Below are 19863 nucleotides of genomic sequence, written 5' to 3' on the forward strand. Positions count from 1 at the left end.
TAATAAGGATAATGGCTGAAGTTAATCTAGAGGAGATATAACAAAAAAGACAATAAAAAACAGCTAACCTATTGATACGATTACTATCGTAATCTTATCTTGGCTTCGTTCGCCTTGAAAAAACACTCAAGGCGATACGCCCACCAAACTAGATCGCACAATTTACTATAAAGAAGTGGCTACGGGCTTGTTCAACACCCGGGATTTAACGCTGGCTTCGCAGCGCTTAATCCTTATTTGTTAAATGCATTACTTGACTACTTTGCCGTGCGTTTTAATGAGTTCAATGAGCTCTTTAACAGAAATAGAGTATTGTTTGGTAGTCGTGGATGCAGACTTGAAAGCGTTCTGGTGACTTTCATGCTCGACCATTTTTACTTCTAATCCTTCACCTCTCAATGTTGTAAAGTAAGTGTCTTCAGCATGACCACTGCTAGACTCTTCCCATTCGTAGTTAAGCTCTAAGGTGCCTGATGCTTGCCTTTTATCTCTCGTAGCCATTTTTATTTTCTCCTCGATAGATTTGATTTAAAACATCGTAATTTTACTTAATGCATTTAACGCCCTGTTAACAGGCAAAAAATAGTTGGTTAAAATTAGCGACGCAGGAGCAAAAACTAACTGTTTTTTGTCCTTGTTTAACAGCTTGTTAGGCTTACTTTGCTCGAACTATGGGTGTGCCGCGGCCCCACCAAATTCATTTGCTAAATAATTAATAATTTCCACTGGTTCAGTGATCGTCTTATTATTTTCAAGTATAAGTACAGGAAGCCATTGGTTATCTTCACCCAATATATCCACTACTTCTTTTCTTGGTTTTGGAAACTCTATACGGCGAACTTCCACCATATTCTCCCAGTGCGTGTTTACTGACAATGCACCTTCAATAAGTGCACAATGTGAACATATCCACATTTTTCCGGGACCATCTTCAAATGGCATTTTTAAAATAAATAATTTAGGTTTCACCAATTACTACTCTATGTTGATATGCACAAATTGTCTGTAAGCCTAACGCCGCGTTAAGTAGTGAGCAACGCTACCACTGAACTTAACCATGCCACCTTAAACACAAAACCCAACTATGGAATGAAAAATGCCAAGCGTTGGGAATCTGTCTTAAACGCTTTGTTAGCATGTTGTTTCCGCTACAAACTCATTGCTAGATCGTAACAATAACCGACACACGCTTACCGCTTAAAAACTCACTCGGACTCAGAAAATTTAATGCCTTTCTAGGTCTCGAATTAATCAAAAACTCTGCCTGTTTAACCTCTTTTGCAGCAAGTTCTCCAATGGCCATTCCCTTTGGGAAAAAACGCCTTAGTAAACCATTGGTATTTTCATTCAAACCTCGTTGCCAGGAATGGTAAGGTTTAGCAAAATAAATTTCACAGTTCAGATGCTTAGCTATCTTAGCATGACCTGCAAACTCTCCGCCATTATCAAATGTGATTGTTTTGCAAAGTTCTTTAAAGGGCTTCATCATGCGATTTATCCCACGAGTGACTGCTTTTTTAGACTTGCTACGTACTTTGCAAGTAACTAATAGCTTAGATACTCGCTCTACCATAGTGACTAAATACCCATCTTGACCATAAACAGTATCACCTTCCCAGTGGCCAATTTCTGAGTTATCGTCAACAATAGCAGGCCGGAGAGAGATATCAGCACGGTTGGGAATTAGTCTTGCTCCAGCTTCTACACCTTTACGCTGTTTGTATTTTTTACCTTTTCGAGCAAGCATTCTTTGCCAATGCTCTCTTTTAACTACATTGTAAATAGTACTGCAACATATTGTATTTTCTATTTTTTCTTTATGCATTCGTCCAGATATTTGCTCTGGGCTCCAACCAAGTTGTAGGTATATTTGAATTATTTTCTTATTCTTTTGGCCACACTTTGTGTGCTTAATTGAAAGTGTTCTTTTTTGAAAAGCATGTTTATGCGCTTGCTCGGCAGAATAACTTCCAACAGGACAGCGTCGTAATTCCCTTGAAATGGAGCCATTGCTCCGTTTTAATTTTTGTCCTATTTCCCGAGCAGAAATACTATGTGTATTCCAAGCTTCAATCTGGTATCTTTCACTTAGTGTCAGTTGCTTATATTGGTGTCCCATGTGGTTACCTTAGTTGATTGTGTGAGAGCTTGAAGCTTATAGGCAACTGACTCTCTAATCTATACCAAAGTGTGTCGGTTATTCTTGGGATCTAGGAACTTCTTGCAACTGAAGTTTTCGGGATAACTGTTTCGACAACCAACTCTTACCTGAACCAGAATTACCAATGATGAGAATTTTCTTCATATTACTCCTGCATGCTAACGCCGCATTAAGTAGTGAGCAACACTACCACTTTACTAAACCATTACACCGTAATCACAAAACTCAACTTGAATTGAAAACGCCGAGTGTTGCGAATCTGTCTTAAATGCCTTGTTGAACGAAGCCGCTTCGCGGCAGAGTGAAGCCTGCATCGTCCATACTTTCTGTACCTCCATCATTTTGATGGCGGATAACAGGAGTGAACACCATGAGCCCAACTGAACTAGAGCGATATCATCACTTTTATGAATTACACCTTACCAACTTAACTCTTCAAGGTAAACGACCTGCTACCATCGATGCCTATTCTCGTGCTGTACGTCGGATTACCGAGTTCTTTGACCGTTGTCCCGATACATTAAGTACGGCTGATTTAAAAAGCTTCTTCGCCAATTTGATTAGCACTCACTCGTGGAGCACCGTTAAACTCGACCGCAATGGCTTACAGTTTTTCTATCGCTACACTTTAAATAAACAATGGGTATGGCTTGATATCGTTAAGCCTCCTCAATCCCAAAAACTGCCCGATATCATGACACCACAACAAGTGGCTCTACTCATTAACAGGACTCGACAACGCCGCTATCAAACCTTCTTTCTGACCTTATATACGATGGGACTTCGCTTGAGCGAAGGGCTTAACTTAACTATCCACGATATTGACGCCCACACCATGCAAGTACACGTTCGAGATGGTAAGGGGGTAAAGACCGATTGGTTCCCTTGCCCAAGCGAACCCTTCATGCGCTTCGAACTCATTGGGTCTCTCATAAACATCCTAAATTAGTCTTCCCAGGGTTGGGAGTAAGCATTGATAAACCTATGGACCGAGGCGGTATTCAAAAGGCCATGAAGTTGGTGCTCAAAGACTGTGGCATCCAAAAAATACTCTCTCCCCACTCACTTAGACACTGCTTTGCAACGCACCTTTTGGAACAAGGGCTCGACCTTCGGTCGCTGCAAACCTTGCTCGGCCATGCCAGTCTGAACACCACTGCCCGTTACACTCAAATGACACCACTCAAACAGCATGACGCCGCACTAGCCATAAACCAACTTGCAGACACGTTAACCTTAATCTGGGAGGAAGCATGAGTACTTTCATTGAATTGTTACGCGCTCATAAAGATGAGCTTGAGCGCCACCTCCTATCACCAAAAGTGAACACTCAAGTCAGCCACGACATTCGCAAGGCGATGTCCGCCATGCTTAGGTGTAAAACCGAGCAGCAAGGCCGCTCGCAATGGTTTTGCTCGAACTGCCATCACGATGACCGACTGCCCTTATCCTGTGGGCATCGACATTGCCCACAATGCCAACACCGCACCACTTGTGATTGGCTTCTACGCCAAAAACAAAAGCTTCTGCCTACACACTACTTTATGACCACATTCACCTTGCCATATCAACTGAGAATACTCGCTAAAAAACAGCCCAAAGCGCTGTATCAAGTGATGTTCTCGGTTGTTGCCAGCGTGCTAAAAAGCTTTGCTCAAAAAGAGCAAAAAGGGGAACTGGGTTTTACCGCCGTACTGCATACCCACAGCAGAAAAAGAGATCTGCATCCACACATACACGTTATCTCCGCAAGCGGAAGGTATGACTCATCCAAACAAGTATGGCACAAAGGCAACAAAAGGTACTTATTTAACGAGTTCGCTCTTGCCAAGGTCTGGCGAGCGCGATTACTTGAGGCCATCAATCAACACCCTCAACTGTGGTTACCTAAATCTATACCGAAACAATGGATCGTTGACTGTCAAGGCGTAGGCTATGGTGAGCCTGCGTTGGAGTACCTGTCACGCTACCTGTACCGAGGCGTACTACCAGACAACGACATCATCCACAGTGATGACCATAGTGTCACTTTCCGTTACAAGGAAAGTAAAACCAATACAATAAAGACACGTACCTTACCCACCCTTGAGTTCTTGTTGCTCATCTTGCAGCATGTACTGCCTAAAGGCTTACAACGAGTACGTGACTACGGTTTTTTACGTGGCCAAGCGAGAGCCCTGCGAGTTCGTATCCAACTACTCATGCTTGGCATTTTTTATCAAACTCCGCCAACTACTATGACTATCCGCACCAAAGCAATACGAACCTGCCCACACTGTCAGCATGACATGGAGTGCGTGGGAATAACGCGACCGAGATAGCCGAAAGGCAAACATAATAAGGATAATGGCTGAAGTTAACCTAGAGGAGATATAACAAAAAAGACGATAAAAAACAGCTAACCCATTGATACGATTACTATCGTAATCTTATCTTGGCTTCGTTCGCCTTGAAAAAACACTCAAGGCGATACGCCCACCAAACTAGATCGCACAATTTACTATAAAGAAGTGGCTACGGGCTTGTTCAACACCCGGGATTTAACGCTGGCTGCGCAGCGCTTAATCCTTATTTGTTAAGTTACGTTTTCAACTTCGTTTTTAGAAAGCTAGACATAAAATATAGCTTTTCCGTGCTTAGCCCCCAACCCAAGTTTATTCGTTGCTTTCCTTCTAATGAAATATGTCTACGCTGTCCTAGCCCTACTTCCCTTACTCTAGCAATATTTTGCCATTCAAACCTTCTGTACCAACCTATAGAACCCACCCCTATAAAAATGAGGCCTTTACCATTTTCATTTGAAACATAGGTACGACCCAAAACACTCATTAGAGTAATGCTAATTAATACAATACTGCCTATTAGAAATGGCAACCCGAAGAGAGATTGTTTAAAATCGAACTCTCCATTCATTAACTGGGTTCCATATATTCCAGAAAGAGCAATACTTACCCACACCACAGTAAACGGAACTAAAAAAAGTGCCGCCCAACTTCGATTTGAAAGTTCAATAGACCAATCATAGTCATTGCCAGAAATATGTACGCCATTAACCTTTTGAGTACTATCGAACTTACTGTCAGATGCTGCCTCTAATATCGACGCAAGCGAAGTTAGATTTTCACAGTTTTGACAGTAAGCTGTATCCAGCGAAACATTAATATTCTCAGATTCGATCTTCCGCCCACATTTTGAACAGTTCACTTCCATTTTGAGATACCTCCTTAGTAACTTAACGCCCAATTAAGGTGCGACAACGCTATAACACCAAACTAAACCATTGCACCGTAAACACTAAATTCAAATCGGAGTGAAACCGCCAAACGTTGCGAATCACTCTTAAATGCCTTGTTGAACGAAACCGCTTCGCGGCAGAGTGAAGCCTGCATCGTCCATACTTTCTGTACCTCCATCATTTTGATGGCGGATAACAGGAGTGAACACCATGAGCCCAACTGAACTAGAGCGATATCATCACTTTTATGAATTACACCTTACCAACTTAACTCTTCAAGGTAAACGACCTGCTACCATCGATGCCTATTCTCGTGCTGTACGTCGGATTACCGAGTTCTTTGACCGTTGTCCCGATACATTAAGTACGGCTGATTTAAAAAGCTTCTTCGCCAATTTGATTAGCACTCACTCGTGGAGCACCGTTAAACTCGACCGCAATGGCTTACAGTTTTTCTATCGCTACACTTTAAATAAACAGTGGGTATGGCTTGATATCGTTAAGCCCCCTCAATCCCAAAAACTGCCCGATATCATGACGCCACAACAAGTGGCTCTACTCATTAGCAGGACTCGACAACGCCGCTATCAAACCTTCTTTCTGACCTTATATACGATGGGACTTCGCTTGAGCGAAGGGCTTAACTTAACTATCCACGATATTGACGCCCACACCATGCAAGTACACGTTCGAGATGGTAAGGGGGGTAAAGACCGATTGGTTCCCTTGCCCAAGCGAACCCTTCATGCGCTTCGAACTCATTGGGTCTCTCATAAACATCCTAAATTAGTCTTCCCAGGGTTGGGAGTAAGCATTGATAAACCTATGGACCGAGGCGGTATTCAAAAGGCCATGAAGTCGGTGCTCAAAGACTGTGGCATCCAAAAAATACTCTCTCCCCACTCACTTAGACACTGCTTTGCAACGCACCTTTTGGAACAAGGGCTCGACCTTCGGTCGCTGCAAACCTTGCTCGGCCATGCCAGTCTGAACACCACTGCCCGTTACACTCAAATGACACCACTCAAACAGCGTGACGCCGCACTAGGCCATAAACCAACTTGCAGACACGTTAACCTTAATCTGGGAGGAAGCATGAGTACTTTCATTGAATTGTTACGCGTTCATAAAGATGAGCTTGAGCGCCACCTCCTATCACCAAAAGTGAACACTCAAGTCAGCCACGACATTCGCAAGGCGATGTCCGCCATGCTTAGGTGTAAAACCGAGCAGCAAGGCCGCTCGCAATGGTTTTGCTCGAACTGCCATCACGATGACCGACTGCCCTTATCCTGTGGACATCGACATTGCCCACAATGCCAACACCGCACCACTTGTGATTGGCTTCTACGCCAAAAACAAAAGCTTCTGCCTACACACTACTTTATGACCACCTTTACCTTGCCATATCAACTGAGAATACTCGCTAAAAAACAGCCCAAAGCGCTGTATCAAGTGATGTTCTCGGTTGTTGCCAGCGTGCTAAAAAGCTTTGCTCAAAAAGAGCAAAAAGGGGAACTGGGTTTTACCGCCGTACTGCATACCCACAGCAGAAAAAGAGATCTGCATCCACACATACACGTTATCTCCGCAAGCGGAAGGTATGACTCATCCAAACAAGTATGGCACAAAGGCAACAAAAGGTACTTATTTAACGAGTTCGCTCTTGCCAAGGTCTGGCGAGCGCGATTACTTGAGGCCATCAATCAACACCCTCAACTGTGGTTACCTAAATCTATACCGAAACAATGGATCGTTGACTGTCAAGGCGTAGGCTATGGTGAGCCTGCGTTGGAGTACCTGTCACGCTACCTGTACCGAGGCGTACTACCAGACAACGACATCATCCACAGTGATGACCATAGTGTCACTTTCCGTTACAAGGAAAGTAAAACCAATACAATAAAGACACGTACCTTACCCATCCTTGAATTCTTGCTCCTCATCTTGCAGCATGTACTGCCTAAAGGCTTACAACGAGTACGTGACTACGGTTTTTTACGTGGCCAAGCGAGAGCCCTGCGAGTTCGTATCCAACTACTCATGCTTGGCATTTTTTATCAAACTCCGCCAACTACTATGACTATCCGCACCAAAGCAATACGAACCTGCCCACACTGTCAGCATGACATGGAGTGCGTGGGAATAACGCGACCGAGATAGCCGAAAGGCAAACATAATAAGGATAATGGCTGAAGTTAACCTAGAGGAGATATAACAAAAAAGACGATAAAAAACAGCTAACCCATTGATACGATTACTATCGTAATCTTATCTTGGCTTCGTTCGCCTTGAAAAAACACTCAAGGCGATACGCCCACCAAACTAGATCGCACAATTTACTATAAAGAAGTGGCTACGGGCTTGTTCAACACCCGGGATTTAACGCTGGCTGCGCAGCGCTTAATCCTTATTTGTTATGTGATTAGATGGCACCCAACTCTTTTGCTTTAATATGCGAGGTATAGAAAAACTCCTCAAACTCCAAGTCAAATTTGTCTTCACATTTCTTCCCTTTCCAAAATCGAACATTCGGATTCTGCCCTTGTAAAATAAGACAAATAATTTCAATGGATGTCTCATCAGTTTCAGAACCAAAGTAAACCCCAGTTAAGGATGTTTGCTCGTACGTATATGCCAATGGAGCTTCTGCATGTATACAGCGCCATTCATTTTCATAGCGCCAAGCTGTCGACTTGGTATGAAGCAATTCGATAACCGGCTCATAGTTGCAATCAACAACCATAACCTCTGCGTCTAACTTCGGGAAATCATCAACGTATTTGACTTTTCTAGCTTTGCTAAACGGCTCAAGCGAAGTATCAAATTCTAAACAAAAACCAGTATGCTTTGCTCCATAGTGAGACCACATCAGAAGATTGTCTAAATCACTTGAGAAACAAGAGATCCCCTTACCTTTTAATGTAGTGCCTAAAATTTCATACATTGCTCTATTCAGCATTTCAGACAAAGCGCTGTCACTCATTCCATTAAGCTGCTTGACGCTAAGTTCAGGTAGATTTCCACGACTAAGGAAACTCTGCTGAAACCTTGCTAACGATTTGACGTTGAGATCTAGGCTAATTGGAAGTGAGCAATCAAATGGATCATTAAATTGGCTTGGAAGCGAAAAATATATTTGACCATTTTTGAGATTAGCTAAAGCTTGAGTGGTGACACTCTCATATTTGTATAATTTTTTCGGAATACTCATTTTTATCCTAATCACATAACGCCCAATTAAGGTGTGAGCCTTTCACCTGACTAAAATTGAACACCTTAATCACAAAACTTAACCAAAGCAAAAGTGCCAAGCGTGGCGAATCACTCTTAAATTGTTTGTTAGCTTATGAGAATGACGGACCGTCTAAGTCCTTATTGATAGAGTACCCTCTCGACATTATATGCTGCTGCTCAATTTTCATTCCATTTTCTAATCCAAATTCATGCAGAGTTTTACATTGGACAATTTGACCATCACTACTAATACCCGCGACTAAAGCGTAATCATTTGCTGTTAAGCCACCACCACCACCACCACCATTTGAACCGCCATTCTTATGGTAAAGAAAACGTTCAAGGTACCCAATAAAATTGTCTTTATCCAATCCAGAATGAAGTAGTTTTTCAATATTTCCTGACGGTTTACGTAAAAAATAAGTTTCTCCACACAAGGTGAATTTATCATTCTCGAAATTTATGGCACCGAAAATAATAAAGTGATGATTATCTAAATTAGACAGCTCTTTACAAGCTGCATAATAATCAAAAAATTTTCTTTTCTCACTTTTAATCGCCTCAGAGTCCACTTTGAACTCAATCATTATCCAGCTTCTAGCATGCTGTAAAACTACATCACCTATTTGTTCATGTTTACCATCAAATGCAGAGATCATTGTTTCCATGGGCAAATACTTTTTAACAAATAGGTACTCAACTGTCTTTTCCCACCATTTCATATCAAAACTCCTTTAATAAGCTAACGCCTGCATAACACGTTTGCTACGATACAGACTTAGCTGAATTTTACTGCCTTAATCACTGAAATTAAAGACAAACTGACAACGCCGAGTGTAGCAAATCGTGTTGATGCATTTGTATGGATAATAAACACTCAATTAGGGTAAAGTGAGACCCAGACTTTAGCTGCAACTAAAGTTGATTTATACAGTAGTTCGGTTGATGCATGGATCCTCTATCGAGAGACCGATAACAAACGCGAACGCTGTATAAACTCCAAGCCTACACTCGAATAGTCGACTGGGTCTCGAACCCGTATTATAGCAAACAAGAGTAAGCTTATTATGAATAATCCTACATTTCAAAGCATCAATGTCGGTGTTGATACCGGTAAAACTCAACTAGACATTTTCATCAGACCTATAGGTCTATTCTTTTCTGTTTCTAATGACGCTAAAGGCATCAAAGAAGCCATAGTAACCATTAAAAAGCATCAGCCAGAACGTATCGTTATTGAGGCAACAGGCAGACTTGAAGTTCCCTTCGTTCTTGCTTGCTCAAAAGCTAAGCTTCCATACGTTGTTGCTAATCCTATTCATGTAAGACGATTTGCTGGCGCTATTGGACAAATAGCCAAAACAGATAAATTAGACGCCCAATTAATTGCCTTGTACTCGGAAAGAATTGCCCCCCCACTGTCAACTCTAAAGCCTGAAAACATAAGGCTAATGAGCGACTTAGTCATTCGTAGAAATCAATTATTATCCATGCAAACTATGGAAAAGAATCGCCTTCAAATACTCCCTAAAGAACTAGCGATGACCATTAAACCAATCCTTACGGCCTTTAAGAATCAAATCCAAAAAATAGAAGAAAAAATCATTAAACTTATTGAGTCTTGCGATGAATATAAGCATAAAAATGACATCCTTCAGAGCGTTCCTGGCATAGGCAAAGTTGCCGCTGCATCGCTAATAAGTAATCTCCCAGAGCTTGGAAGTATTAGTAATAAAAAAGCGTCTGCTTTGGTTGGAGTAGCTCCTATGAATAGGGACAGTGGCCGCTACAAAGGTCACCGAAAAATCAAAGGAGGCCGGAAGCAAGTGCGGACGGTTCTCTATATGGCCATGATGTCAGCAATGCAATGTAACCCCGTTTTTAAGTCGACTTACAATCGCCTCGTCGCTGAAGGAAAACCCAAAAAACTCGCTATTATTGCCTGTGTTAGAAAGATGGTTGTCATACTCAATTCAATGATACGAGATGGTGTCATGTGGGATAAAAACCACGCTAACATTTAGTTATTGACACCATAGTCGTTTGTTAAATTGCGATGTTCCACGCGCAGTATTCTATACAGTCTGGTTTTTCTCTTAGGTATTGCGATTTAATGCCCAACACACCACAAATCAACTTAATGTTGAATGATGAGAATTCAACGCCGAAGTTTTCTTTTGGGTGAGCATAGCCAATCGGCTCTCCGTCGAACCTAGCTTCATGTGCTAATTCATTTCTAATATTACTTAGTCTACTGTTTCGATGTTTTATTAACTCAGCCCAGCGTGGCAGGGTTACGCCAAACTCTTTTGCTAATACAACAGGTCGTTCTGCGTGGCTTGAGGACTTGAGTTTTGAAAGCCTAAACACCCCATCAAGAACTTTATACTGAGAATCAAATTTTTCCCAAGGATACCTGTGAGTTTGACCTAGCAAAAACCAATGCAGAATAGAAAATGCCAGTTTCCTATCCTGAGGTGATGCACCTCTATAAAAACTTGCTATTTGCTGCATGCCCAACTGCCTGTCTGTTCCAACTAAAACTAAACCCGTAAGTTTTCCGCACTCATAAGGCACACGGTCGAGATACAAATTCCCCTCAGGACTTAGGTATATACCATTTAGAAACCCATATCCCAAGATGAGAAATCTCGAAAACTCAACATCATCGCACGATGTAGTAACTTGATGAGTAGGCGGCATAGAATAATAGCTTGAACACGTTATAGGAGCCCTAGTAGAAAATTTTTTCTTTTCTGTATGGCTTTTAGTTAGTTCACGTTCAGGACCATAAATCCAACCATGACTGACGCTGGTCGTGTTGTAAAATGTCTCGATAGTAGCATCAATTTCCTCCAGAGGAGCAATTGCAAATCCATCGCCTGTAACTTTGTATTTGTTTATCAAAAATCCAAATTTCACTACTAACTCCGTAGCAATTTAACGCTTTATCTACGACAAAATGTCTTATAATACACCTATAATATTTATCTATAGTGTTTTTATTAAAAATACCATTCTGTTCTAAAGCTATATGTAAATCAATGCAATAAAACATTTACCTCAGTGATATGACTCATGATCTACGACATATTGTCGTCTTATGAAGGAAATTCAAACTAAAGTCTATTGTATGTTAATTATTAAAAGTAAAAATGATGCCTGTTAAATCTCCATTTCTCAAAAGCATTGAGAATTTTATGAGCGCTCGACATTATGCAAAAAGTACCATATCGGCCTACTTATACTGGGTAAAACAATATATTTATTTTCATAACAAAACACACCCAGAGTTACTTGGTTCAGACGCTGTAGAGGCTTTTCTTAGCCATTTGGTTATAGATAAAAATGTCGCGTCAAAAACTCAGTCTCAAGCCCTCAATGCACTGGTTTTTCTTTACAAACAAATCTTAGAACAACCAATCGACATTGATATTCGCTTTAAAAAATCGAATAAAGATAGAAAGTTGCCAACGGTACTAACTCGCAATGAGATATCTCAATTATTGTCACAAGTCTCCCCTGATTTTTTATTACAAGTACAGTTAATGTATGGTTCTGGGCTTCGAGTTACAGAGTGCTTACGATTACGCTATCAAGATATCGACTTTCAATATTTAGCCTATGTTTTGCTTCATCAAAACAAACTAAGCACCGCTGACATCGCGTGTTGAGTAAGGCATCTCATTTCGATATAGAGAGCTATAAATATAGATAAAGCTATTACACTCTTATTTTCTTATCTTTCCCTTTACTGATAGTAAATCTCATTTAGAATGCTACCACTGGTTTTATTAATGGATTACTCATGTCATATTTACTCTCAATTACCCTTCTTTGGGCCTTCTCCTTCAGTTTGATTGGGGTTTACCTCGCAGGACAAGTTGATGCTTGGTTCTCTGTACTGATGCGTATTGGCTTAGCCACTTTGATTTTTATTCCATTTTTACGTCCTAAACAAGTATCCGCACCTATTGCCATCAAGCTTATGCTGATTGGTGCTATTCAACTTGGTTTAATGTACGTTTTTTATTACCAGTCATTCCTATACCTAACCGTTCCTGAAGTCTTACTGTTCACGGTTATGACACCAATTTATATCACTTTGTTAAATGATGCCTTTGAAGGTAAATTCCATCTTAACTTTATGATTAGTGCCGTGATCGCAACTTTAGGGGCTATCACCATTCGCTATAACGGTCTTGATTCTAATTTCCTGCTTGGGTTTGCTATGGTTCAAGGGGCTAATTTATGCTTTGCGACTGGTCAAGTTTGCTATAAACGCTTAATGAAAGATCAAACAATTGAACAAAAGAATGTTTTTGGCTTCTTCTTTATTGGCGCATTAATTGTCGCGACTGTCTGCTACGCTATTTTTGGCAACAGCGAAAAACTACCAACGACAACCACACAATGGGGCGTTCTGGTTTATTTAGGCACTATTGCTTCTGGCCTTGGTTACTTTATGTGGAATAAAGGGGCAACATTGGTCAACGTTGGTGTTTTAGCCGTGATGAATAATTTACTTATTCCTGCTGGTATATTAGTGAACTTACTTATTTGGAACCGTGATGCTGATATTTTACGTTTAAGTATTGGAGGAGGGTTAATCCTTCTTGCTTTGTTAGTAAATAATCAACTTGAAAAACGACGTCATCACTAAAAAAATGGTGAGTATGTACCTCAAGATACTCACCATTCCTCACCGCGCCCCTCTTTATTATTTTATATAAATCGCCTTTCTTATAGTCATTTTTTCCATAAACAATATTCATCTTCACAAGAAAAATTGCTTGTTTTACTTGCTCTCTCTTTTAGCCTCATAGTCGCGGAAAATCTACTTCCTACTATTACTTTTTTGAGGCACTGCGGTGAACACAACAACATCAACTCAATCACAACCTGCTCTACTTATCCCTGTGATTGCACTTTCTTTATTTGCTGTCGCATCTGGCTATTTAATGAGCCTTATTCCATTGATGCTAAGCCAGTATGGGATTGAGGCGAAATACGCCAGTTGGTTAGCCAGTGCATTTTATGCTGGCCTTCTTGTTGGTGCAGGCCTTATTGAACCGTTTGTTGCTCGTCTTGGGCATAAGAACGCTTTTGTATTATTTTTAGCATTACTTGCAGCCACAATTGTGGTCCTTCCTGCTATGCCTGTTGAATGGGTATGGATGACTGCTCGTTTTGTTGCTGGTATTGCGGTTGCAGGCGTATTTGTTGTAGTTGAATCTTGGCTATTAATTGGTGATGCAGAAAGCCGTCCAAAACGTCTTGGTTTATACATGGGTGCGCTTTATGGTGGTTCATCATTAGGTCAACTTGGTATCGGCTTTATCGGTATTGAAGGTTTACTGCCTTACTACATGATCATTGGTTTAATCATGATGGCTATTGCTTGTTTATTGTTTGGCAAAGGTGCACAACCACAAGTACAGCATCACAATGTGTTAAATCTGAAACAAATCCTAAAACTAAACAAAGCATCAATCATGGGCTGTGTGGTTTCTGGTTTATTGCTTGGTGCTGTCTATGGCTTAATGCCTTTAGAATTAAAACACAGAAATATTAACATGGCTCAGATTGGCAGTTTAATGGCACTAATCGTTCTTGGTGGAATGGCGGTTCAACCTCTTGTGTCTTACTTATCTAAGCACTTAGGAAAAACACTGTTAATGGCTCTATTTTGTATTTTAGGGGTTTTCTCGATAGGTTTAACAACATTGAGTGACAGTACTGCAGTTCTTGCTACGGCACTGGTTCTGCTTGGTATGTCTGCGTTTGCTATTTACCCTATCGCGATTTCTTTAGGGTGCGATACGCTAGATGAATCTTATATCGTATCAGCAACACAAGTAATGCTATTTAGCTACAGCATTGGCTCAGTATGCGGTCCAGTACTTGCAAATACCTTAATGAATACGGCTGAAGGTTTGATGAGTTACTTATTTGCTATTTTATTAGCAACTGCTATTTATATGTTATTAGCAAGTATGCGCCAACACCGCCCAATGGTTGCTGGTGAATAAGCAGTAGGATTTACGAAGGGTGCGCGTTACAATGCGCACCACAATCGCTAAAGGTAATAAACAATGGAAGATGCTCAATACGTTGTAGAATGGGGTGATACGATGACCCTTAATTTTGAAGGTGCCCTACTTGTTTCGGCTTATCATACTTGCCCTGAAGAAGGTGACGAGATAGAGCTAGAATTTGGTGAAGGCTGGTTCCAAGGTGCTGATGATGAAGAGTACCGTATCGAGCTACAAATGGCACCTTTTCACCCGTATGATGAAGATCCTGTTCGCCTAGCAAATATCACCATTAATGGCGAAATTGTAAAAATCCTAGAAATAACAGAAACTGTTGATGGTGAGTTCTTTATCGAACCAAGCGACAGCGATTACTAAGTAATCAACCAATTTATGAAAGGCGCAGTGTTTAATTACACTGCGCCTTTTTTGTATTTATTTATCGCTATTGATATATTACATACTGATTTCTATTTTAAGAATGTATGCAGGTAATACTTGATGAGAGCGATTGTAAACAAATTTGGCCTACCACTAGAGTCCATTCAATTAGAAAACAGTTCTCCTGCTCCCCTTGCCCCTCATCAACTTCAATTAAAAATGAAATATAGCTCTATTAACCCCTCTGATCTTATTACTATTTCTGGCGCATATCGCTCCCGTATTCAATTGCCTTTTATTCCGGGCTTTGAAGGTATGGGTATAATCAATAGTTGTTATGATACTAAGTCGTCATTTTCTATTGGGGATCGTGTCTTACCCATTGGAAGTGCTGGTTCATGGCAAACCTATCGAAATATTGATGAGAAATGGTGCTTCTCAATTCCTGACTATCTTAGTGATGAGCAAGCTGCAACGTCTTACATTAATCCGATGACAGCTTGGTTAATGTTGACTGAGCAATTAAAGATCACAAATGGAATGTCTTTAATTATCAATGGAGCAACTTCAGCTATTGGCCTAATGATAATACGCATGCTGAATCATTTGGGAGTTGTACCTATTGCCTTAGTTCGTCGTGATAATACTGAAGCTCTCTTTGAGAATTGCCAACTAAGCGCCATTATAAATACTCAAAACAGTACGAGTTATCAGCAGTTTCACTCTCTCAAAGAACACGGTGGCGTTGATGCTATTCTGGATTGTATTGGAGGGGATAAAGCGTTAGAACAAGCAATGTTATTAAAGATAAATGGACAGTTTATTAACTATGGGCTGCTATCTGGTGTGCCTATCCCTGCTAGTTTTTGGCAAGAAAGACCCGATGTTACATTCTCATATTTTCACTTAAGACAATGGATTCATTCTGCCTCAAAAAAGGATATTCAACACAAACTGAATGAGGTAATGAAATTAGTTCATAAAGGGATTGCAGAAACAAAAATAGATAAAATAGTACCTATCGCATTACTCCACTCTGCGATTGAAGAAATACAAAACAGAACAGTAAATAATAATGGGAAAATACTGATTTCTTTTTAAGTTCTTGCTCTTTATAACGGCAGCTATTCAGTCACAAAAGAAGATAGAGTGCAGAATAAAACGCACTCTATTTATATACACTTTAGCTGTATCTCAATTATTTATTGAGCAGCTTTTCCATTGATAAATGCGGGATCCCTGCTTCCATAAATTCATCACCAAATGGTTCAAAACCCAATTTAGTATAAAAATCTATTGCGTGCTTTTGAGATCCTAAATAGACTCGTGGATAGCCTTTATTTATTGCTTCATCAATCAATGATAAAACAATTTTAGCTCCTAGACCCTGTCCTCGAAATGCTTTCAAAATAGCAATACGACCAATATGTCCATCGTCTAAAATACGGCCTGTACCAACTGGCTGAGCATTACTATAAACAATTGCGTGTACTGCTGATTCGTCTAGCCCGTCAAACTCAATGTCAGGATCTATGTTTTGCTCTTGAATAAACACGGAATCACGTACTTCGCGAATCGCTTGTTCATTCTCACCAGTATAATTTACGTTTCTGATCTCAAACATCTTCATACTCTCAATATATTTACTTCTTCGGTGATATTACCTTACTCAAGATCAATACCAAAAATAATCTTACTAATAAAAAAATGCCACACTCAATAAATAAGTGTGGCATTTAAACCAAGGTGCAGTGGATTATTGCTATTTGGTTAAATTAGACCTTCAACTTAGAAGCTGTAGTAAACACCCGCAACAACGGTAGATGCATCATCTGCTTCCCAATCCGCTTCTGCTTGCTGGTATTCAACAAAAGTACTAATGTTACTTGCTACTGCGTAATCTGCGCCGATAACCCAGTTCGTTGTATCGCCGTATTTTTGAGTTACTGTGTCATCAAGAGATGCAATTGCATAAGTTGTGTAAATGCGCGTCTCATTTAATTGGTAAGAAGCAGCAAGGCCAATTGTGTTACCTGAAGTCAATTCACCACTATCTATTACATTATCTTTTACTTCAGCTGAACGATAGAAACCATAGCTACTTGTATTTTCAAACTCAGCGTATGTTGCTGCTACATATAGGCCATTGATTTCTGCAGATGCCGATACACCGTATAACTCATAATCATCTTGTGCAGTTGCTTCACCAGAAATGTAAGTCGCACCTACAGAGAACATTTCATGTTGGAAATCAGCAGACACACCGTATGTGTTACCAATTTCTGAATCAGTTACTGTGTTTACATCAGCAACAAATACCATTGGGCCAACTTTTACTTTCGCTACTGCGCCTTTACCAGCACTCTCGCGGTGGTTACCACCTACTGAGCCCATGTACATGCCTTCGTTAGTGATATCGTCTTTTTGAATCGCATCCGCTGATTCTGCTAAATCACCAACTTCACCAACAGCAACACCCCAAACGTCAGTTTTAACACCAACTAATACATCATCAAAAGTCGCGTTAGCATTTGTTCCGTCGTACCAAGAGCCTGATTGAATTTCAAATGATGCAAAACCAGTTAGGGTATCATTTATTTTTTGCTCTGCGTCCATTTGAACTTTTGCCCAAACATTCACATCCGCATCTTGTTGTTGAGATGGCGTATCCATTGTTGATAAATATGCGTCAACTTCACCACCAAATGATACTTTCGTTGTGTCATTTGAGTAAATATCACCTGCAATCGCAGTCGTTGCTGTTGATGCGATAAGTACTGCTAAAATTGTCTTTTTCATAATGCTCACTGATTTAGTATTAATTATTGTTTGCCATGACTGGCTTCGAATTGGGAGAATTATTCACTAATCAGATGATGAGAAATACGGTAATTTTACTGAATTACATCAGTAAATAGAAACTATCTTATGAAAACGCTATAAATAAATATATTTATAAAAAACCAGGTGTCATAGAATAATAAAAGGCTTTGGTGCATAAATATTGTTTATTAAAATATAAAACAATAGAATAAATTAATATACAAAGTATAAGAACTAAAAAAAGCCAAGATATTTTCATACCTTGGCTTTTACTTTAAATAATTAATAACAAATTACTTAGACATTAACTTCTTTAGCCTTGCTAAATCAATAGCACTTGAACGAACTGTTAATTTAACATGATCATATTCATATTCTTCAGTGACAACACTCATGCTTGAGCGGATTTCACCCATAATACCTTTAGCTGTATAAGGAACGATGATCTCTTCTTCAATCATTCCTTGCTCAGAAGCATTCACAATGTATTTATGCAATTTTGCTACATCAAGCGGATCTCGAGTAGATGTCATCATCGCATCTGGAAATTCTTCCATCAATGCTTCTTGCTCTTCAGGAGTCAGTTGATCAGATTTGTTTAAAACTAATAGTTTATCAATCCCATCAACACCGACTTCTCCAAGCACTTCATGCACCACGTCAAGTTGTGCTCTAAACGTTGCGTCTGAAGCATCAACTACATATAGCAGTAGTGAGGCATCATGCGCTTCTGCTAACGTAGAATGGAATGAAGCAACTAGATCATGAGGTAGTTTTTTAATAAAGCCTACGGTATCTGATACTAAAATTCGAGGCTGGGTCACTGGGTATAATGCACGTACCGTAGTATCAAGCGTTGCGAACAGTTTATCTTCGACAAGAACTTCACTGCCTGTTAATGCTCGCATCATTGATGATTTGCCCGCATTGGTATAACCAACTAAAGCAACACAGAAAAGCTCTGAACGTTGTTTACGGCGACCTTTTAACTCATCTTGAACGCTTTCTAACTCACGTCTTAATTCTGCTAATTGATCACGCACTTTACGGCGATCCAGTTCTAAATCTGTTTCACCCGCACCTTTACCCATTTGGCGTTCATTATCACCAACGGTTGATTCTCTTAATCGCGGCGCGACATAATTAAGACGAGCCATTTCAACTTGTAATCGTGCCGTACGTGTACGAGCATGACGACTAAAAATCTCAATGATAATCCCGGTGCGATCATAAACTCTCACACCTAATTGGTTTTCTACATTACGCAGTTGTGAAGGACTTAAATCACAATCAAAAACCACCACATCAGCACTACCAAATGGAAGGTTTTCTGATGGGATATCATCAAAGTCTGTTTCATCAAAGAAATCTTCAGTGTCTGAGTCACTGTCCTCACCTTGATTACCTGTAATGTGAGCGATTTCAGCCAACTTTCCGGCGCCCAATACATTTACTTTTTGAGTGGAACTTTGTTTCTGTGACTGCGTACCAACAACTTTGAAGCCTAAAGTTGTGACTAATCGCCCCAGCTCTGCAAGGGACTCTTTTGCTTCATCACCTTTGAATTGCGGTGTGCAAATAGAAATAAGCAAGGCATTATTTAGTAGTGGTTTCTCTGTTAGTTTCATGATTTTATCTTAATGCACTTATAGTGCAGCCTGATTTTTATCTAAAGTTAGCCTGATCCTACGCTGTTATGGATAAGCTTGATAGATAAATAAAGGCTAAATGTAGAGAATTAAGAGAAAGGCAATAACGTGATTGTGTATTTAATAATTTAGACGCCACTAAAGCCCCTCTAAATAATCACATGATTTTACATCAAAAAAGCAAATGTAAAGAAACTAAGCAATAGCATAAATTATCTCCATACTTAAAGAGGTGTCAATTACTTATAATTATTTTTCCGTGTGATTATCTACCTAAATTGTACTAAAATTTAAGTAGTAACCTATCTCTATCTATATCAAATCTGTCGGTTATCCTTAGCA

The 19863-nt window shown here is 40.1% G+C and carries 19 protein-coding genes and 2 pseudogenes; 10 read left to right on the plus strand and 11 right to left on the minus strand.

The features are described from left to right. Positions 1–249 precede the first annotated feature (249 nt). The 4 genes from ACU5DF_RS13475 to ACU5DF_RS13490 all read right to left on the minus strand — a co-directional run bounded on the left by ACU5DF_RS13475 (position 250) and on the right by ACU5DF_RS13490 (position 2305). Positions 250–501, minus strand: coding sequence for a hypothetical protein (locus tag ACU5DF_RS13475; protein ID WP_446713251.1), 252 nt, complete (start codon positions 499–501; stop codon positions 250–252). A gap of 168 nt (positions 502–669) precedes the next feature. Continuing rightward, positions 670–969 (minus strand): DUF3088 family protein, encoded by a 300-nt coding sequence (locus ACU5DF_RS13480; protein WP_446713252.1) that lies wholly within the window; start codon positions 967–969, stop codon positions 670–672. A gap of 193 nt (positions 970–1162) precedes the next feature. Then, positions 1163–2119 (minus strand): IS30 family transposase, encoded by a 957-nt coding sequence (locus tag ACU5DF_RS13485; protein WP_446711606.1) that lies wholly within the window; start codon positions 2117–2119, stop codon positions 1163–1165. Positions 2120–2197: 78 nt separating this feature from the next. Continuing rightward, on the minus strand, positions 2198–2305 hold the full coding sequence (locus tag ACU5DF_RS13490; RefSeq protein ID WP_446713253.1) for an AAA family ATPase: 108 nt from the start codon (positions 2303–2305) through the stop codon (positions 2198–2200). 226 nt (positions 2306–2531) lie between these two features. Between ACU5DF_RS13490 and ACU5DF_RS13495 the strand changes: the two are divergent. Together ACU5DF_RS13495 and ACU5DF_RS13500 are read left to right on the plus strand one after the other, a co-directional pair. After that, positions 2532–3418 (plus strand): annotated as a pseudogene (locus ACU5DF_RS13495) (site-specific integrase). After that, the gene (locus ACU5DF_RS13500; RefSeq protein WP_446713254.1) at positions 3415–4482 is read left to right on the plus strand and encodes an IS91 family transposase; all 1068 of its coding nucleotides are present in this window, start codon (positions 3415–3417) and stop codon (positions 4480–4482) included. The pseudogene ACU5DF_RS13495 and the gene ACU5DF_RS13500 overlap by 4 nt, the downstream one beginning before the upstream one ends. A 259-nt stretch (positions 4483–4741) precedes the next feature. On the opposite strand, the gene ACU5DF_RS13505 is transcribed toward ACU5DF_RS13500, so the two are convergent. After that, positions 4742–5371 (minus strand): LIM domain-containing protein, encoded by a 630-nt coding sequence (locus tag ACU5DF_RS13505; RefSeq protein ID WP_136996105.1) that lies wholly within the window; start codon positions 5369–5371, stop codon positions 4742–4744. A gap of 235 nt (positions 5372–5606) precedes the next feature. On the opposite strand from ACU5DF_RS13505, the pseudogene ACU5DF_RS13510 reads away from it, so the two are divergent. Together ACU5DF_RS13510 and ACU5DF_RS13515 are read left to right on the plus strand one after the other, a co-directional pair. Then, positions 5607–6495, plus strand: a pseudogene (locus ACU5DF_RS13510) (site-specific integrase). Then, positions 6492–7559: an IS91 family transposase gene (locus ACU5DF_RS13515; RefSeq protein ID WP_446713255.1), complete on the plus strand. Its 1068-nt coding sequence runs from the start codon at positions 6492–6494 to the stop codon at positions 7557–7559. The pseudogene ACU5DF_RS13510 and the gene ACU5DF_RS13515 overlap by 4 nt, the downstream one beginning before the upstream one ends. 262 nt (positions 7560–7821) lie before the next feature. Here ACU5DF_RS13515 and ACU5DF_RS13520 read toward each other — a convergent pair whose 3' ends face one another. Together ACU5DF_RS13520 and ACU5DF_RS13525 are read right to left on the minus strand one after the other, a co-directional pair. Then, positions 7822–8610 (minus strand): DUF2971 domain-containing protein, encoded by a 789-nt coding sequence (locus ACU5DF_RS13520; RefSeq protein WP_446713256.1) that lies wholly within the window; start codon positions 8608–8610, stop codon positions 7822–7824. A gap of 133 nt (positions 8611–8743) precedes the next feature. Next, entirely contained in the window at positions 8744–9355 is a 612-nt protein-coding gene (locus ACU5DF_RS13525) for a hypothetical protein (protein ID WP_446713257.1), read from the minus strand. A 345-nt stretch (positions 9356–9700) separates the two neighbouring features. Here ACU5DF_RS13525 and ACU5DF_RS13530 point away from each other — a divergent pair, with 345 nt between their 5' ends. Then, positions 9701–10657 (plus strand): IS110 family RNA-guided transposase, encoded by a 957-nt coding sequence (locus ACU5DF_RS13530; protein WP_446711595.1) that lies wholly within the window; start codon positions 9701–9703, stop codon positions 10655–10657. Between the two features lie 22 nt (positions 10658–10679). Here the strand turns inward: ACU5DF_RS13530 and ACU5DF_RS13535 are convergent, their stop codons facing one another. Beyond that, positions 10680–11555 carry a hypothetical protein gene (locus ACU5DF_RS13535; RefSeq protein WP_446713258.1) on the minus strand — a complete coding sequence of 292 codons (876 nt, stop codon included), beginning with the start codon at positions 11553–11555 and terminating at the stop codon, positions 10680–10682. Positions 11556–11791: 236 nt separating this feature from the next. On the opposite strand from ACU5DF_RS13535, the gene ACU5DF_RS13540 reads away from it, so the two are divergent. From ACU5DF_RS13540 to ACU5DF_RS13560, 5 genes are all read left to right on the plus strand, one after another. After that, positions 11792–12307 carry a phage integrase N-terminal SAM-like domain-containing protein gene (locus ACU5DF_RS13540; RefSeq protein ID WP_446714240.1) on the plus strand — a complete coding sequence of 172 codons (516 nt, stop codon included), beginning with the start codon at positions 11792–11794 and terminating at the stop codon, positions 12305–12307. Between the two features lie 134 nt (positions 12308–12441). After that, positions 12442–13296 (plus strand): carboxylate/amino acid/amine transporter, encoded by an 855-nt coding sequence (locus tag ACU5DF_RS13545; RefSeq protein ID WP_446713259.1) that lies wholly within the window; start codon positions 12442–12444, stop codon positions 13294–13296. Positions 13297–13504: 208 nt separating this feature from the next. Next, positions 13505–14665, plus strand: coding sequence for an MFS transporter (locus ACU5DF_RS13550; protein WP_446703624.1), 1161 nt, complete (start codon positions 13505–13507; stop codon positions 14663–14665). 63 nt (positions 14666–14728) lie between these two features. After that, a complete protein-coding gene (locus ACU5DF_RS13555; protein ID WP_446703623.1) occupies positions 14729–15046 on the plus strand; it encodes a hypothetical protein in 318 nt (105 codons plus the stop codon). A 123-nt stretch (positions 15047–15169) separates the two neighbouring features. Continuing rightward, a complete protein-coding gene (locus tag ACU5DF_RS13560) occupies positions 15170–16150 on the plus strand; it encodes a zinc-dependent alcohol dehydrogenase family protein (RefSeq protein WP_446713260.1) in 981 nt (326 codons plus the stop codon). A 97-nt stretch (positions 16151–16247) separates the two neighbouring features. Here the strand turns inward: ACU5DF_RS13560 and ACU5DF_RS13565 are convergent, their stop codons facing one another. From ACU5DF_RS13565 to hflX, 3 genes are all read right to left on the minus strand, one after another. After that, positions 16248–16673 carry a GNAT family N-acetyltransferase gene (locus ACU5DF_RS13565; protein WP_446713261.1) on the minus strand — a complete coding sequence of 142 codons (426 nt, stop codon included), beginning with the start codon at positions 16671–16673 and terminating at the stop codon, positions 16248–16250. A 164-nt stretch (positions 16674–16837) separates the two neighbouring features. Continuing rightward, entirely contained in the window at positions 16838–17848 is a 1011-nt protein-coding gene (locus ACU5DF_RS13570) for a porin (protein ID WP_446713262.1), read from the minus strand. 317 nt (positions 17849–18165) lie between these two features. Next, a complete protein-coding gene (gene hflX, locus ACU5DF_RS13575; protein WP_446713263.1) occupies positions 18166–19500 on the minus strand; it encodes a GTPase HflX in 1335 nt (444 codons plus the stop codon). Positions 19501–19863: the final 363 nt, after the last annotated feature.

This window comes from Aliivibrio wodanis (assembly GCF_052920805.1).